The organism is Mesorhizobium sp. C120A (assembly GCF_030323105.1).
Lineage (GTDB): Bacteria > Pseudomonadota > Alphaproteobacteria > Rhizobiales > Rhizobiaceae > Mesorhizobium.
Map to the genome: position 1 here is coordinate 6,165,035 of NZ_CP100476.1, position 15,448 is coordinate 6,180,482.

The window sequence follows — 15,448 nt, forward strand, 5'->3', positions numbered from 1 at the left end:
CCAAGCAAAATGCCCATACCACATCCAACACGCGAAGCGAGGTATTCATGGCTAGGCAGTTCGTGTTCTCTTCCGAATCGGTTGGCGCGGGGCACCCGGATAAGTTGGCCGACAACATCTCGGATGCCATCCTCGATGCCATCCTCCGCACAGATCCCAAGGCGCGCGTCGCCTGTGAAGCGTTGGTAAAATCAGGGATAGTCGTTCTGGCTGGCGAGATTACCAGCGATGCCCAGGTGGATTACAGCCAAGTTGCGCGCGATACGATTCTCGACATTGGCTACGACGACGAGGCCGTCGGCTTTGACGGCCGGCGTTGCTCCGTCGTTCATGCCCTCACCGAGCAGTCGCCCGACATCAGCCAAGGCGTTGACGAGGGAAGAGGGCAAGACCTCCAGCAGGGAGCGGGAGATCAGGGCCTCATGTTCGGCTACGCATGCCGCGAAACCGATACACTGATGCCTTTGCCGATCCAGCTCGCTCATCGCTTGACGAAACGGCAGGCGTATGTCCGGAAGACACAACAGCTTGGCTGGTTGCGTCCTGACATGAAATCCCAAGTCTCAGTGCGGTATGAGGGGTTGCGCCCGGTCGCGCTGGATACCATCGTCGTGTCGACGCAACATGACGAGCAGGTCTCGCAAGAGACTGTCCGCGAGGGCGTCATTGAGGAAATCATAAAGCCTGTCCTGCCGACCCACCTGGAGACGGAAGGCATCAGAATTCTGGTCAACCCGACGGGGCGGTTCGTAGTCGGCGGGCCGCGCGGCGACTGCGGTCTCACTGGACGCAAGATCATCGTCGATTCCTATGGCGGGATGGGTCGTCATGGCGGCGGCGCCTTCTCGGGCAAGGACCCGTCCAAGGTTGACCGCTCGGCTGCCTATGCAGCCCGCTATGTCGCAAAGAACATCGTCGCTAGCGGACTTGCGGACGTGTGCGAGGTGCAGCTTGCTTACGCAATCGGCGTGGCCAGTCCGGTTTCCGTCATGGTCAACACGTTCGGCACAGCCAGGGTTGAGGAAAGCAGGATCGAGCGCCTCATTCTTGAGTTGTTCGATCTCAGACCGAAAGGCATTATCAAGATGCTTGATCTCTTACGCCCTATATATCGCAATACAGCGACCTATGGCCATTTCGGCCGTGAAGAGCCTGATTTCACCTGGGAGAAGACAGACAGGGCGGACGAATTGCGTCGCGAGGCAGGACTCGCCGCCCCGTGAGAGCCGCCGGCGAACGGATTGGCAAGCGGAAAGCCCATTTCCACCGGGCAGACCCGCGCCTGGCAGGCGTGGCGAGAAGCCGGCTCGGGTTTTTTGGCGGAGACATTGATGCCGGATTATGACGTGCTTTGCATCGGCAATGCCATTGTCGACATCATCGCCCAGTGCGACGAGGCATTCCTCGAGATCAACGGCATCATCAAGGGCGCGATGAACCTGATCGACACGCGCCGCGCCGAACTGCTCTACAGCCGCATGGGCCCGGCGATCGAGGCCTCCGGCGGCAGTGCCGGCAACACGGCGGCCGGCGTAGCCAGCTTCGGCGGACGCGCCGCCTTCTTCGGCAAGGTCTCCAACGATGCGCTGGGCGAAATCTATGCGCACGATATCCATGCACAGGGTGTCGCCTTCGACACCAGGCCGCTCAAGGGCGAGCCGCCGACGGCGCGCTCTATGATCTTCGTCACGCCCGACGGCGAGCGCTCGATGAACACCTATCTCGGCGCCTGCGTCGAGCTTGGCCCTGAGGATGTCGAGGCCGACAAGGCATCCGGCGCCAAGGTTACCTATTTCGAGGGCTATCTGTGGGATCCGCCGCGCGCCAAGGAGGCGATCCGGCAGACGGCGAAGCTCGCACACGAGGCCGGACGCGAAGTGTCGATGACGTTGTCGGATTCGTTCTGCGTCGACCGCTACCGGGACGAGTTCCTCGAGCTGATGCGCTCGGGCACTGTCGACATCGTCTTTGCCAACAGCCACGAGATCAAGTCGCTCTACCAGACAAAATCCTTCGACGAGGCGCTGGCTCAGATCCGCAAGGACTGCAAGATTGCCGCCGTCACCCGTTCCGAAAAAGGCTCGGTGATCGTGCGCGGCGACGAGACCGTGGTCATCGAGGCGACCGCCATCAAGGAGTTGGTCGACACCACCGGCGCCGGCGACCTCTACGCCGCCGGTTTCCTGCATGGCTACACGCAGGGCCGCAACCTCAAGACCTGCGGCGACCTTGGCTCGCTGGCGGCCGGCCTGGTGATCCAGCAGATCGGCCCAAGGCCAAGGCAGAATTTGCGCCGCGAGGCGGAAGGGGCTGGGTTGCTGTAGATGCGCCGGCAACTAACCAGCCGCCCTACTGACGCGATGACCGCAGTGGCGGAACTGTGTCAAAGCTCGCTGATAGCGACAGCCATTCGCTTCGGAGAACTGACCCATGCTGCTGCCGTGAAGCTCGCTGGAGGAGCGGTGCAAGGCGTGCTTGCCATGACGGCATTCACCGTCATCCAGATCGTCACCAGCATTTTCCAGAAGCTCAGCTTGGGGAAGGCCAGTAAGGTTCCTGAGGTAACGGAGAACTCGCGGCGTCCGTCGGACTTGACTTGCGATCACGTCCCACGATGCCGAATGCGGGCAGCAGACTGAATATTTCACAATGCTAGACAAAGGCGTAAAAGCGCGATCACATAACGACATAAACATTTCGTTATGCGTCATTGACAAAAGAGCGAACTGCTGTGATTGTCTGCGTGTCGTGGTTCTCGCGTGCGGCGCTGCCGCAGCGGAGCTAAGAGGGAAGCCGGTGCGATGCCGGCGCTGCCCCCGCAACTGTTAGCGGCGAGCCAACCCCAATCACGTCACTGAGGCGAATACCCTCAGGAAGACGGGTAGAGGCTATGACCCCGCGAGCCAGGAGACCTGCCACGCGAATTACGTCCACGGGCGGGGTGTCTCGGTGGCCGCTGCAACCCGGCGTTGATGCCGGCCTGCTAGCGCCTTCCTTGTCACCGACGCCCCAATCATCGGGGTATGACATGACTGTCTCTCAGCAAATTCCTGTAGCAACGCTCGGCGTGCCGCGCTTCGGTCGTCGGCGAGAACTGAAATTCGCCCTCGAAAGCTACTGGTCCGGAACATCGTCCGCTGGCGACCTTCTTGCGACGTCGAAGGCGCTCCGAGCCGCTAGCTGGGAAGAGCAGCGCGATCGCGGCGTGTCGAAAATCCCGTCGAACGACTTCTCGCTTTACGACCATGTGCTCGACACCGCAGCCATGGTCGGGGCCATTCCATCCCGGTACGGCTGGAATAGCGGCGAGGTCCCACTTGACATCTACTTCGCAATGGCGCGCGGCAACCAGGGTCAGACGGAGGATTGTGGACACGCTGGTCACCAGGAGGAGGCTCATGGACCTGGTGTAACCGCGATGGAAATGACCAAGTGGTTTGACACCAACTACCACTACATTGTGCCGGAACTCGATGATGATCAGACGTTCGCCCTCTCGTCATCGAAGCCGGTCGATTACTTCCTCGAGGCTAAAGCTCTCGGCATACACACACGCCCAGTCATCCTTGGACCTATCACCTTCCTCAAGCTGGCGAAATCGCGTGCCGAAGGGTTCGGTCCCATCGCGCTCCTACCGCGGCTGCTGCCCGTTTACGAGCAAGTCCTGCAGAGGCTGAAGCTGTCGGGAGCCGACTGGGTGCAGATCGATGAGCCAGCGCTTGTCCTCGATCTGAACCCGAACGAACGAGCTGCGTTCGAATTCGCCTATGGCCAGCTGTCGAAAGCCGCGCCCGAGCTGAAGATCATGCTGGCTACGTATTTCGGGTCGCTGGGAGACAATCTCGAAACCGCGGTTTCTCTGCCCCTGGCCGGCCTGCATATTGATCTCGTGCGCGCTCCCGAGCAGCTGGAAACGGTGGGTCGGCTCGCTCCGAAGGATCTGGTGCTCTCGCTCGGCTTGATCGATGGCCGCAACGTCTGGCGTGCGAACCTGCCCGCCATTCTCGACCGCATCAAACCGATCGTCGCCGGCTGGCCCTTGGACCGCGTCGAAATTGCGCCTTCTTGCTCGATGCTGCATGTGCCGATTGACCTGCGCATGGAGACGGAACTCGAGGCCGACATCAGGTCGTGGCTCGCCTTCGCGGCCCAGAAGACCGACGAGCTGGTCTTGCTGGCCCGGGCCCTTTCCAAAGGCAGGGATGCGGTGGCAGCCGCGTTGAAAGCTTCTGCCGAGGCTGCCGCCACTCGCTTGACGTCCACGAAGATCCATGACCCGCTTGTTGAGGGGCGGATCGCCAGCATTGACCATAGCATGAAACGACGAGAGAGCGCTTTTGGCGAGCGCTCCAGAGTCCAGGCCGGCACGCTCGGGCTGCCGCCGTTCCCGACGACGACAATCGGGTCCTTCCCGCAGACGCCGCAGGTACGCCGCGCGCGGTCCGCTCATGCGAAGGGCCAGCTCAGTTATGTCGACTACGAGATTTTCCTGAAGAAGGAGATCGAGTCAGCAATTCGTTGGCAGGAAGAGATCGGGCTGGACGTGCTGGTGCACGGTGAGTTCGAACGAAACGATATGGTACAGCATTTCGGCGAGCAGCTGTCCGGCTTCGCCTTCACTCAGCATGCCTGGGTGCAAAGCTATGGGTCGCGCTACGTGCGTCCCCCCATCATCTTCGGGGACGTATCGAGGCGCAATCCGATGACGGTGCGCTGGTGGCAATTCGCCCAGTCGCTTACGGAAAAGCCCGTGAAGGGAATGCTCACAGGCCCAGTGACCATTCTCAACTGGTCCTTTGTTCGAGACGACGTACCCCGCTCCGAAGCCTGCCGCCAGATCGCGCTCGCCATCCGCGACGAAGTGACGGATCTCGAAAGGTCCGGCGCAAGGATGATCCAGATCGATGAGGCCGCGTTTCGCGAAGGATTGCCACTGCGCCAATCTGACTGGAAAGCCTATCTCGACTGGGCTGTCGAATGCTTCCGGATCGCTTCAACGGGTGTAAAGGACGCGACTCGAATCCATACCCACATGTGCTATTCGGAGTTCAACGAGATCATCGACGCGATCGCTGGAATGGATGCGGATGTCATTTCGATTGAGACGTCGCGCTCCAAGATGGAACTGCTGGACGCCTTCACGAGCTCCAAATATCCGAACGAGATCGGTCCCGGCGTCTATGACATTCACTCACCACGTGTGCCGGAGGTCTGCGAGATTTCGGACCTAATCATGCTTGCCCGCGAGCGACTGTCCGACGGCCAACTGTGGGTAAACCCGGACTGTGGCCTCAAAACACGCAAGTGGGAGGAGGTCCGCCCTGCCCTCATTAACATGGTCGCTGCAGCGCGCGCGCTCCGGGAGAAAGTGGCCTGAGGCTTCTCCTTCCTCACCGTGTGGTGAGCTACCGGCTGGCTCCTGTCGGCCGTGAACATGCCAAACCGGCACACTCTTGGAAATGAGCCACTCGGCGCAAATGTGCAATTTCCCTCCGGCACGTGTCTTAATCCCGCAGAAATATAAATGTGGCACTACGCTATAATATTGGTTCCTTGGGGACATACAGGCCCCGCGCCTCGAACACTACGAACACGCGTCGTTTCTCAAAGTAGACTGCTTGGCGCGTTCGCTCAGGCAGCGACAATATATGGTGCTGCGTCTGTCCGCCCCCAGTTGATCGCGCAGACTACGGGCGAGGTAGGGTTCGGGTATCGCTAGCGTCCCGCCAATTCGGAGATGGACGTCGCAATTCGTGTCGCCAAGTAAAAATCGCCAATCATTTTCGATTGCGAGTCCGCAGCCAGTTGGCCCTTATTTTCCTGAGATCTGCGTTACAGGCCGGGGCGTTGTCGCCGTTTCTGAGGGTAAGATGGGATAGGCGACGTCAGGTGCCTCTCCGGTCAGCGAGTTGAGGAAGGCAACAAGCAGGTCAACTTCTTCGTCCGCCAGTACTACGCCGAGCTGGGTGGTCCCCATAATGGCGACGGCCTGTTTCAGATCCCAAACCTTGCCCGAATGAAAGTATGGCGCGGTGAGTGCAACGTTGCGCAGCGGCGCCACGCGGAAGACATAGGAATCGTCGGCTGCATTGGTGACCTCAAATCGGCCCTTGTCTTTGTCCGGCAGGACTTCGGCGCTGGGCGGTTCTACGAGGCCGAATGGGTAATAGGCTTGCCCACCAACGTTGATGCCGGCATGGCAGGACGAGCAGCCTTTGTCCATGAAAAGCACCAGGCCCTGTTTCTGTTCGGAAGTCATGGCAACCTCATCACCATTCAGGAAGCTGTCGAACGGGGCAGGTGTGACCAGTGTCGCCTCGAAGGCTTCGATCGCCTTGGCGAAGTTGTCGAAGGTGACCCGATCGGCTTCAGCCGGAAAAGCTGCATCGAACCACTCGACATATTGCGGCATGGACTTGAGAGTGGCGATGAGTTGGCCCGGTGTATTGGCCATTTCGATCCCGGCTTGGACCGGTCCCTTCGCCTGAGCCTTCAGGTCTTCGGCACGACCATCCCAGAACTGGGCGATATTGAAGACAGCGTTCAGTACAGTCGGCGCGTTGCGCTGTCCCTTCTGCCAACCATGGCCAATCGAGGTTTCGTGATTGTCGTCGCCGCCGGTGGCCAGGTTGTGGCATGAATTGCACGACAAGACGCCTGACGCCGAGACGCGTGGATCGAAGAACAGTGCCTTGCCGAGAGCGATCTTTTCCGGGGTGATCGGGTTATTGGCGACTGTCGGCGTGGTGGATGGCAAAGCCGTGAAGGTGGCCAATGCCGTATCTCTGAGGTCGGTGGGGATCCAATCCGCAGCAAAGGCGGTGGGTGCCAGCAAGGTGACAGCCATCGTACTGAATAGGATTTTCATAATTGGTCTTCCTGCGTCGTCCACGCAGTCATTATGCGATCTGCGGCTCATGAACGCCCTGAGCTAGATCAGCTTGAGGGAGAGGACGGGGTCTCACACCTGTTTTCGCAGCTGAGCTGGGACCCTCTTGGAAGTGATCGCTCTTCTCGATTGGACTTCAGGGAGGAGGAGTATCCCTGGTTGGCAACCGGTTTTATGCATCAAAGCACGCCCTGAGGGCGGCTTCGTAGATTCGGTCACTGCGATCTTCCAGCCAAGGTTGAGAAAGTCGACAGCATCCGCAAAACTGGCAATCTCTTGCACGATGTGCGCTGCACGCCTTGCGAAAAGTGAGCTTCTGAAACGTCAGGGTTCATTCGTTCCTCCTGACCTGCTGATTACGCAATCGGCCTTGTCGACACCCGCCGACTGCACATTGTGATGTCACCAGCGATGGCGGTTTCAACACCTAAGCAGCGACGGTCTATACGACAGTATGGATCTCGTATCGGAATAGGCGTTCCGCCTTGGTGGACCGTCACACCGGCATATAGCTCCGCTTCTACGAACATCCCATCACGCCAGGAAAGACATGGCCAACACGCGCAGTATCGCCAATCTAGCCCTTTGTGTCGACGGCGCCGCGCTTGAGCAGGTCCACCCGCTGTAACTGCCTCACCTTGATCCACAGATCCTAGGCGCCGACCACGTTGTCGTCATCATTTGACGGGCGGGGGGCATTGGCCCATAAGCGAGCCAACGCAAACTGTGCGGTTGCCAATGCGTACTGAAGTGAATTGCAATGATCTTCGGTTTGCGAAACACGCACTTCCGACGCAGCTTGCGTTGACAGAGGCGGTTTTAGGCGCAATAGCACTTCCGCTGGCCTATTTAGTGGAGTTCCATTGTGGTTCGGCCAAGGGCGCGGGGCGCCGGACCGGCCACTTGTAAACCTAATCAAAGAGAGAGAGACCCTGCATGGAAGAAATCTTACCGCGCATCGCCACTGGTGCCGGCATCGGCCCGGCTCTCGCAGAGAAGGCCGTAGGGTTAATGCTGGGTTTCCTGCGGAGCCACGCGGCCGACGGTCCCGGCGCGCGCATGATCGAGGCCATTCCGGGAGCTTCGGAATTAGTAGCGAAGTATCATGGCGACGACCCAGAGGGTGGCGGCCTTATGGGGCTCGGGCAGCAATTGATGGGTGAGGGTCTCAGCATGGCAAAGATCGCCGCCCTCGCCAACGAGACGATCGCCTGCGCCAAGGAACATGCCGGCGACGAACTCGTGGACGAGGTCCTCAATTCCGTTCCTGGCCTTCCCCAGTTCGTCTGATCAGCGGCAGCCGGGGGCGCATGACCTTGTGCGCCCGTGCCGGCCCGTCTGCGCAGCAGGCATTCTCCGCCGAGCGCTCCGCACCGATCTCGCCAGACCACCAACCGCCGGGCACGCGAAGCGAGCGTTGGATTAATTCATTCGTCTGTTGCAAAATCAACTTCAGGCGATTCGATGTGTATAATTTCTGGCGGTAAGGGTTTATCCTGAACGCTTTCGATGAAGCCCGCGAGATAGGCAAACGTATTGTATTTCTCGAGGACTAGCCGCTTCGCCTCTCTTATTGCGCCGCGACGTTCCTTCCAGAGGTCTGAGTTGATAATTTCTTGAATTTTTTGGATTACGTTCTTGTCCTCTGGGTCAATCAGAACCATAGAGTCCGAAGGGAAGAACCTCGTGATTGCCGGGCTGCCGTAATAGATCGGCATTGTTTCAGCGACGAAGCAGTCCATAAGCTTCTCTGTAAAATAGTAATCAGCACGAGTATTCTCGAACGCTATACTGTAGCGATAAGGTGCGAGTGCGTTCCATTTATCTCCAATCAGCCGAAAACCTCGGCCGAACAGGTCAAAATCGAGCTCCTTTCTTAGCCGTTCCAGAAACGCCAGCCGATACCGATGTCCTTTAAGCAGGGCGATGTTACTGGTAATCCATGAGAGCCGAAGTGGCTTATCCATGGCTTCGCTGACCAGAAGTTGGTCATATGTCTTGTTTACAGACCAAGACCGAGTGATCGGTGGAGACAAAACGAATCGGCGAGCTGCATTCTGCCGAGCAACCAGCTCTGCGTCAGACGTTAGGACGATAGTATTTTTCCCCTGCCCTTCATGAAATGCACGATGAGCTTTCGTCGGCGGTTCGCCGATTGCAAAAATTGTCCTGTTGGGGCTCGCCTCGATATCAACAGGGAGCCCAAAAAGAGAAGCAGAGTTAAAGACAATATGCCAATCGGGCACGAAGGATGTCGTGCGTACAAAAGCGACATTGTTCCAGATTCCACTGCCCTTTGGAGTGAGGTGGTGGATTGCATCATCCAAAACGCCCCAAGAATCTAGACATGTAGCAACAATGGGCGCCGGGCGTTCCGTCAACAATTTGGCCGACAAAGCAGTTCCACTCCCTTCACTCGCGAAGGTACTCAATCGCCATTCAGGATTGCGGTAACATCGGGCAGCATAAACCTTCCGGGACCTGCTGTCGAGGCAATTGTCGCTTTGCACTTGACCAGGTTCTTCCTCGCTTCGTGTGGTGATTAGGCCGGCTGAGTGGCAGCATGCGTGCCTAAGGAGTTCGCAGCCGGCGCTGCCTAATGGTACGTTTGATCGTCTTCAGGCGGTTGATCAGCCCTTCCGCCTCGGCCGTTCTCCACGGCAGTTCAATGGCATCGCGAACGGAGTCAACGTCACGGCGTAGGACCAGACCGAAACGCGTGATGGCGATCAGCCGGGTAACGCCAAGTCGACCGAAGTGTCGAGCTTGCCCAACTCACAGGCCCCGCAAAATGTCGAGGAAGGGCATGGCAAGCCTGCGCATAGTGGCAAACTCCCTGCTTTGGGACGTCGACCTTTCTGGCCTGGTTGATCGTCAGCACATCCCGAGGCTTGATCCAGAGGGCCGCGGCGACTACCCGCGAGATCACGCGGCCGGTCAAGGGATTCCGTATGAGGACGCGTCGCTGGCTGGTTGATGCTTATGGTTGAAGCAGGCGACTCACTGTCCTCGCCGGCCTCTCGGCGCGGCGCCAGCGTGCGAGAAGCCGCTCCAGATTCGAGAAGCTGCCCGGGTCGCCGCGCTGTTTGATATCGTGGAACAGGTGTCATCCGCAGCCATTGCCGTCTCTCCAGGACAGGCTAAGAAACGCCTCGAAATACATTGATGTCCTTGGTTTATCAGCGGCGGTTCCCAGCCCCCTTGCAGAGCGGCTCACCGGCGATGAACTTACATCTTTGGCCATTGCCAATGAACGTTTGTTTCATCGTCCCTGACGCCCACCATCAAGCGATCACTATCGCTCGATTTCACAGTCCAAAGAAGCAAAGCGAGACAAAAATAGCGCGCTTAGCCTCGAGGCGACTAGCAACTTCGGCACAACGTTAGAGCGGCACGCGCCACGCACCTCGGCAGGGTCGCCAACAACGAGTGGCTCAGCGGTCACGACGCGAAATATGGCGCATCGATGTCGCTTCTGGACGAGCATTAGCAATAACGCAGTCAGAGACATTGTTGCTTTCAGCGGCAACCGGCCCTATGAAGCGACGCTTCGCTGACTATGTTTCACCGCCTGGAGAGTTTCATGACAGAAGAAGCCGGAAAAAACGTCGACACCCTCATTGAGCTTGCCGCCGATGTCGTGTCGGCCTACGTCTCCAACAATCCGATCCCGGTGGGGGATCTCCCTGCCCTCATCGGCCAAGTGCATGCGGCTCTGAAAGCGACGGCCGGAGGTATCTCTGCACAAGAGCCGGTTGCCCTTACGCCTGCAGTCCCGATCAGGAAGTCGGTGACACCGGACTACATCATCTCCCTTGAAGACGGGAAGAAATTCAAATCGCTAAAGCGCCATCTGTCGACCCACTATGGGCTGACGCCGGATGGATATCGGGCCAAATGGGGCCTGCCGGCGGATTATCCCATGGTTGCGCCGAACTACGCCGCGGCGCGCTCGTCATTGGCCAAAACGATGGGGCTCGGCCGCAAACCGAAAGCGCCGAAAGCGCCGAAAGAGCCGGAAGCGCCGGTGCCAACGAAGCGAACCCGCAAGAAGGTCGCGGCTTGATTTCGGCAATCGAGATTCGTTCTGGAGCGTTGCATCCATCGGCTTAATCTGCGCGTCATATAAAAAGGCGGGGCGAACCCCGCCTTCCTTTTAAACAACTTTGTTTCATGAGGAATTCGCGAGGCCTGCAGCAATCTGCTGGCCTCAGTTTTTGCTCGGTCCCATCGAGCGGCCATGAGGACCTACGTGCCTACTCTTGCCAGGACGCAGGAGAAAATTTCAACCAGCTTTGCTGAGGCTGCCAGCGGAGGACTTGCCAGTGCGGCGATCCTGCTCGATCTCATAGTTGATCTTCTGGCCGTCAGCGAGGGTCGAGAGGCCCGCGCGTTCGACAGCGGAAATGTGGACGAAAACATCCGGACCGCCATTGTCGGGCTGGATAAATCCAAACCCCTTGGTGCTGTTGAACCACTTTACCGTTCCAGTCGTCATATACTTGTTCCTTCTTCTACAATGCACGTGGGCAGGCCATTAGGCCTGTCCGAGTCATAGCCGAGAGTTGGGCGCAGCAAAAAGCGAAAAATTGTTAAGCCCCGATCAGCTGGCGCACTCCATTGTGGGCGTAGCCGCCAGCAAGCACTGTCCTACACTACCGCTCGAGCGTGGCCGGAAGCGCCCAATTTCTTCCAACGCTCCTCAGCGCCACGTCGATGGCTCGTGTTTGGAGGCGCGGGACGTAAGGCCGACCGCTGCTCGTGCCGCCAGGTCAAAGGCCGGGTAGTTCACGGAGCTGCCTTCGTGCATAACACCTTGGGAGCGCCTTAAGGAGTTTCGAGTTGGATTGTTTCAAGAGGGTCGAGGGGTTGATCGATGCGACCAGCGTGGAAGCGATCGATAGCGCGCGCGTTTTGCTGGACCAGTTCAAGGGCAAGTCAGAAACAATCGCCCAAGCGATTGACGACTTCCTGCTTGATTTCATGACCTTGCTGTTTGTGGTAGAAGCCACCCGAGAGCAGTTCCACAATCCGGCGAGGCGGTTAGCGCGCATCAGATTGAGCAAGGTCAGGCTGTTACTCACGCGATGCTCTTGACCTAAGCGACCACTCCGCCAGGCATGCTTTTGCAGCCGAGCGCACCAGGCGGGCATGAAATCAATCGCGACCGCTAAATTCTGCTGTTTGGTTCCCAGGGACGACGGCAAGCGCGGACAGCTTCCGTGCTGCTTTCCTGCAGCGGCAAATGTGCTGCATGCCCCCATCCAAGGCGAGCTCTACGTTTGTTTCTTACGTTGACCAAGGTCCCGCGAAAACACTTTCCGCAGCAACTCATCACTGTTCAACCGCCTCGCGTCAGGCCATCACGCCAGACGAGAGCAACGGCATCGTTTTTCCCGCCGAGTACGATCTCGTTTTCCGGCGCCTCGCGAATGTCGCCACTCGCCGTTTTTTGATCAGGTCCGTCTTCGCGCGCGAGCAGGCTCCGCGGCCGACTTAGATACGCTGCTCACGCCTCTCCCCTTCAGCACCGCCCCGGTCTGACTTTGAGGAGAGCGATCCGCTGGAGCTACCAACATCTCAATTCTGACCGTCAGTGCAGCGGCCTTCGGAGCGCATCCTGTACCCCTTCCCCAGCAGCGCGCCGAATCGGTCTTCCAAATGAAGAAGATATTCTCAGCCGTGCTCACGTCGCCTTCAGCCCTGTCCGATGGCCCACAATGTCGGATGCACAACATGTCAGACTGACTTGTCCACATGCCTCGACCGTTTTCTGATCTGGCACGGTGCATGCGTGGTCGTCCGCAAGGCGTCGCGGATCAAGGAAAATCCCTCCTATGACAATCCCCCCAAGAACACCGCCGCCGGTCTCTGGGCCCATCCCAAGATGAGGCTCGAGTGAGCCCTGGCCGCATGATTCATCTGGCTCGGCCTGCCCGCGATCCTCCCACGGGGATCGAAGACGCAGCCCGTTCATGAAAATGAGGAACAAATCACTGCCTCGAAACTTGCCTTTCCAACCGGAGCCATCGATCGCCCCCTGGCTGCGCAAGGCGTTCACTGCCACCGCCCTGGCCCTGGCGACGACCGCTCCGGCTATGGCAGCCACCGACGGCGGCAAGATTACGGATTGCCTGCTCGATGATGGCATGGAACAGTCGACATGACTCCGCGCAAATCGTCACTCATATGATCTGGCACAAGGTCCGCAGCGCCGACGAGCCACCGGGCAAACCCGAACTTGCCCCTTCCCTCGAGCGTCTGATCTTTAGGGCGACGCCCAACCGCGCCGACAGCGAGTTCGACGGAGCCGTCTCTGTCAGCGGCTACAATACCGCCCTCATTGCTTATAAATCGCTTTGGGCGAGATGATGGGCTTCGAGGCCGATCGCATGTTCAACCTCATTCTCAACGACGATGATATCGAGACCGAGCGAAACGTGATCCTGGAGGAGCGCCGTTGGCGCAGAGAGGCGGACCCTCAGGTCTGGTGGACGAGGAGGTCAACGCGACATTGCGGCCAATCAGCCCTACCGCATTCGGATCAACGGCTGGAGGCAGGAGATGGAGAAGCTGAACGGCACCGACGCATTCACGATCTCCAACGAATACCGCCGACCGAACAACGCCGTGCTGGTGGTGGCCGGCGACGCAGAGCCTGAGACGGTGAAGGCGCTGGCAGCGAAAACCTATGACAAGGTTGCGCGCGGGCCGGACCTGCCACCGCGCAACCGACCGTCGAGCCCGACTAGTAGAACCCCTAGGCGTCTTGTAGCAAATTCAGATGTTCTCACTCCCACTTGGGTACCGTGGTCTGCTAGCTGTATGGCCGAGGCCCTATAAGGAACCTTTAGGTCCGGAATACACACCGCACCTGCTATATACACCTGCTGCGTTGAGGAGGAATCGGATATTGCCCCTGTGCCTGCCGATGATCCGTCACCTGAGATTCCCTGACCTGTTTGGACCGATTGATCGCCTGCCGGTACTTGGCACGCGGATGAGCGAGCGGACTTTCAAGGTCCTCAACCCGTCGACCGGCGAAGTGCTGGCAGAACTACCCGACATGGATGTCGAGGAGACATGCGTTGCGATCGACAAGGCCTATGTCGCGCAGCCTGGATGGGCAGGGTTTACCGCACGTGAGCGCAGCGACGTTCTATGGCGATGGCATCAGTTGATCATCGACCACGCCGACGATCTCGCTGCAATTCTCACCGCGGAGATGGGCAAGCCGCTTGCCGAGGCCAAGTCGGAGATATCGCATGCTGCGGCGTATCTGCAATGGTACGCCGAGGAGGCAAATCGCGTCTATGGCGAGACGATCTCCGCACCATCGACGGACCGCCGAATGCTGGTGATCAAGCAGCCCATCGGGGTCGTCGGCACGATAACACCATGGAATTTCCCGGCGTCGATGGTGGCGCGCAAAATCTCGCCAGCCCTGGCGGCGGGCTGCACGATCGTCCTCAAGCCCGCTGAACAGACGCCGCTGGTGGCTGGAGCAATGTTCGCCCTCGCCCATCAGGCAGGCTTTCCCGAAGGCGTCGTCAACCTGATCTACGCATCCGAAGGTGACGCGGTCGGCCGCGAACTTTGCACAAATCCCAAGGTCCGCAAGATCAGCTTCACCGGGTCTACTGCGATTGGGCGCTTGCTCATGCGCCAGTGCTCAGACCAGATCAAAAAAGTCAGCCTGGAGCTCGGCGGCAATGCACCTTTCATCGTTTTCGATGACGCTGATATCGATGCCGCGGTGGACGGTGCCATTCAGGCGAAGTACCGCAATGCCGGCCAGACCTGCGTTTCAGCGAACCGCCTTTACATCCAGTCGGGCGTTCACGACGAGTTCGTCGAGAAATTCGTTGAACGGGCTCGCCAACTTCAAGTTGGTGACGGTTTCGCGCTCGGAGTGGACATAGGACCCCTCATCGACAAGAAGGCTTTGGCCAAGATTGAATCCCATATTGCCGATGCCGTAGCTAAAGGCGGCGCAATTCGATGCGGGGGCAAACGCATCGGCACGAATGGCACGTTTTTCCAACCAACGGTCCTGACCGGTGTCACCAGCGAGATGACCGTCGCGCGCGAAGAGACATTCGGGCCGCTCGCACCGATTATTCGCTTCAAAGATGCGGATCAGGTCGTGCGTGATGCTAATGAAACGATCTACGGCCTCGCGGCGTATTTTTATGCCTCTAACCTGAAGCGTGTCTGGCGTGTCGCCGAGGCCTTGGAATATGGAATGGTCGGGGTAAATACCGGCCGGATGTCTTCGGAAGCGGCGCCGTTCGGTGGGATAAAACAGTCCGGCATCGGGCGGGAGGGATCCCGCCATGGCCTCGAGGATTACCTCGAAATGAAATACCTCTGCATGGGCGGCATCTGAAGCATCGGCTTGCAGGGTTCCCAGACGGGTTACCTAGCGAGCGATCTCCAAACATGTGAATTGTAGAATCGCTCCTCGATTGGGAACTGAGGGGCGGTCCGCACCCGATAAACACACAATCCTGAGGAGCCCCCTAAAATAGCTGGATGTATCTCTCGACGAGACAAGCG

Annotated in this window: 13 protein-coding genes and 1 riboswitch; of the genes, 10 read left to right on the forward strand and 3 right to left on the reverse strand. The window is 58.7% G+C overall.

Features of this window, described 5'->3' with window-relative positions; genetic code table 11:
- Positions 1 to 47: 47 nt before the first annotated feature.
- The 3 genes from metK (at position 48) to metE (ending at position 5,377) form a co-directional block, all read left to right on the forward strand.
- Positions 48 to 1,223, forward strand: coding sequence for a methionine adenosyltransferase (gene metK, locus NL532_RS29955; RefSeq protein WP_023697197.1), 1,176 nt, complete (start codon positions 48 to 50; stop codon positions 1,221 to 1,223).
- A gap of 108 nt (positions 1,224 to 1,331) precedes the next feature.
- Positions 1,332 to 2,324: an adenosine kinase gene (locus tag NL532_RS29960; protein WP_023697198.1), complete on the forward strand. Its 993-nt coding sequence runs from the start codon at positions 1,332 to 1,334 to the stop codon at positions 2,322 to 2,324.
- Positions 2,325 to 2,732: 408 nt separating this feature from the next.
- Positions 2,733 to 2,934, forward strand: a riboswitch (cobalamin riboswitch).
- A gap of 94 nt (positions 2,935 to 3,028) precedes the next feature.
- Positions 3,029 to 5,377, forward strand: coding sequence for a 5-methyltetrahydropteroyltriglutamate--homocysteine S-methyltransferase (gene metE / locus NL532_RS29965; RefSeq protein ID WP_031194851.1), 2,349 nt, complete (start codon positions 3,029 to 3,031; stop codon positions 5,375 to 5,377).
- A 435-nt stretch (positions 5,378 to 5,812) separates the two neighbouring features.
- Here metE and NL532_RS29970 read toward each other — a convergent pair whose 3' ends face one another.
- The gene (locus NL532_RS29970) at positions 5,813 to 6,868 is read right to left on the reverse strand and encodes a cytochrome-c peroxidase (protein ID WP_023697201.1); all 1,056 of its coding nucleotides are present in this window, start codon (positions 6,866 to 6,868) and stop codon (positions 5,813 to 5,815) included.
- Positions 6,869 to 7,825: 957 nt separating this feature from the next.
- On the opposite strand from NL532_RS29970, the gene NL532_RS29975 reads away from it, so the two are divergent.
- Entirely contained in the window at positions 7,826 to 8,179 is a 354-nt protein-coding gene (locus NL532_RS29975; RefSeq protein ID WP_023690586.1) for a hypothetical protein, read from the forward strand.
- A gap of 137 nt (positions 8,180 to 8,316) precedes the next feature.
- Here NL532_RS29975 and NL532_RS29980 read toward each other — a convergent pair whose 3' ends face one another.
- The gene (locus NL532_RS29980; RefSeq protein ID WP_155923855.1) at positions 8,317 to 9,321 is read right to left on the reverse strand and encodes a glycosyltransferase family 10 domain-containing protein; all 1,005 of its coding nucleotides are present in this window, start codon (positions 9,319 to 9,321) and stop codon (positions 8,317 to 8,319) included.
- Between the two features lie 1,151 nt (positions 9,322 to 10,472).
- Between NL532_RS29980 and NL532_RS29985 the strand changes: the two genes are divergently transcribed.
- Positions 10,473 to 10,955, forward strand: a complete 483-nt coding sequence (locus NL532_RS29985; protein WP_023829688.1) for a Ros/MucR family transcriptional regulator — start codon at positions 10,473 to 10,475, stop codon at positions 10,953 to 10,955.
- 219 nt (positions 10,956 to 11,174) lie between these two features.
- Here the strand turns inward: NL532_RS29985 and NL532_RS29990 are convergent, their stop codons facing one another.
- Positions 11,175 to 11,387 carry a cold-shock protein gene (locus NL532_RS29990; RefSeq protein WP_023671852.1) on the reverse strand — a complete coding sequence of 71 codons (213 nt, stop codon included), beginning with the start codon at positions 11,385 to 11,387 and terminating at the stop codon, positions 11,175 to 11,177.
- A gap of 371 nt (positions 11,388 to 11,758) precedes the next feature.
- On the opposite strand from NL532_RS29990, the gene NL532_RS29995 reads away from it, so the two are divergent.
- From NL532_RS29995 to NL532_RS30015, 5 genes are all read left to right on the forward strand, one after another.
- Positions 11,759 to 11,986, forward strand: a complete 228-nt coding sequence (locus tag NL532_RS29995) for a hypothetical protein (RefSeq protein WP_245260682.1) — start codon at positions 11,759 to 11,761, stop codon at positions 11,984 to 11,986.
- An 878-nt stretch (positions 11,987 to 12,864) separates the two neighbouring features.
- Positions 12,865 to 13,056, forward strand: a complete 192-nt coding sequence (locus NL532_RS30000; RefSeq protein ID WP_023697206.1) for a hypothetical protein — start codon at positions 12,865 to 12,867, stop codon at positions 13,054 to 13,056.
- Complete coding sequence (locus NL532_RS30005; protein ID WP_245265568.1) at positions 13,031 to 13,261, forward strand: hypothetical protein; 231 nt, start codon at positions 13,031 to 13,033, stop codon at positions 13,259 to 13,261. The genes NL532_RS30000 and NL532_RS30005 overlap by 26 nt, the downstream gene beginning before the upstream one ends.
- 192 nt (positions 13,262 to 13,453) lie before the next feature.
- Entirely contained in the window at positions 13,454 to 13,732 is a 279-nt protein-coding gene (locus tag NL532_RS30010) for an insulinase family protein (RefSeq protein WP_245265569.1), read from the forward strand.
- An 88-nt stretch (positions 13,733 to 13,820) separates the two neighbouring features.
- Positions 13,821 to 15,278 carry an NAD-dependent succinate-semialdehyde dehydrogenase gene (locus tag NL532_RS30015; protein WP_196813885.1) on the forward strand — a complete coding sequence of 486 codons (1,458 nt, stop codon included), beginning with the start codon at positions 13,821 to 13,823 and terminating at the stop codon, positions 15,276 to 15,278.
- Positions 15,279 to 15,448: the final 170 nt, after the last annotated feature.

What these genes read in the sequence shown, in the direction of transcription:
- metK (WP_023697197.1), top strand. Translation starts at nt 48, where the DNA reads ATGGCTAGGCAGTTCGTGTTCTCTTCCGAATCGGTTGGCGCGGGGCAC.
- NL532_RS29960 (WP_023697198.1), top strand. Translation starts at nt 1,332, where the DNA reads ATGCCGGATTATGACGTGCTTTGCATCGGCAATGCCATTGTCGACATC.
- metE (WP_031194851.1), top strand. Translation starts at nt 3,029, where the DNA reads ATGACTGTCTCTCAGCAAATTCCTGTAGCAACGCTCGGCGTGCCGCGC.
- NL532_RS29970 (WP_023697201.1), bottom strand. Translation starts at nt 6,868, where the DNA reads ATGAAAATCCTATTCAGTACGATGGCTGTCACCTTGCTGGCACCCACC.
- NL532_RS29975 (WP_023690586.1), top strand. Translation starts at nt 7,826, where the DNA reads ATGGAAGAAATCTTACCGCGCATCGCCACTGGTGCCGGCATCGGCCCG.
- NL532_RS29985 (WP_023829688.1), top strand. Translation starts at nt 10,473, where the DNA reads ATGACAGAAGAAGCCGGAAAAAACGTCGACACCCTCATTGAGCTTGCC.
- NL532_RS29990 (WP_023671852.1), bottom strand. Translation starts at nt 11,387, where the DNA reads ATGACGACTGGAACGGTAAAGTGGTTCAACAGCACCAAGGGGTTTGGA.
- NL532_RS30000 (WP_023697206.1), top strand. Translation starts at nt 12,865, where the DNA reads ATGAAAATGAGGAACAAATCACTGCCTCGAAACTTGCCTTTCCAACCG.
- NL532_RS30005 (WP_245265568.1), top strand. Translation starts at nt 13,031, where the DNA reads ATGATGGCATGGAACAGTCGACATGACTCCGCGCAAATCGTCACTCAT.
- NL532_RS30010 (WP_245265569.1), top strand. Translation starts at nt 13,454, where the DNA reads ATGGAGAAGCTGAACGGCACCGACGCATTCACGATCTCCAACGAATAC.
- NL532_RS30015 (WP_196813885.1), top strand. Translation starts at nt 13,821, where the DNA reads ATGATCCGTCACCTGAGATTCCCTGACCTGTTTGGACCGATTGATCGC.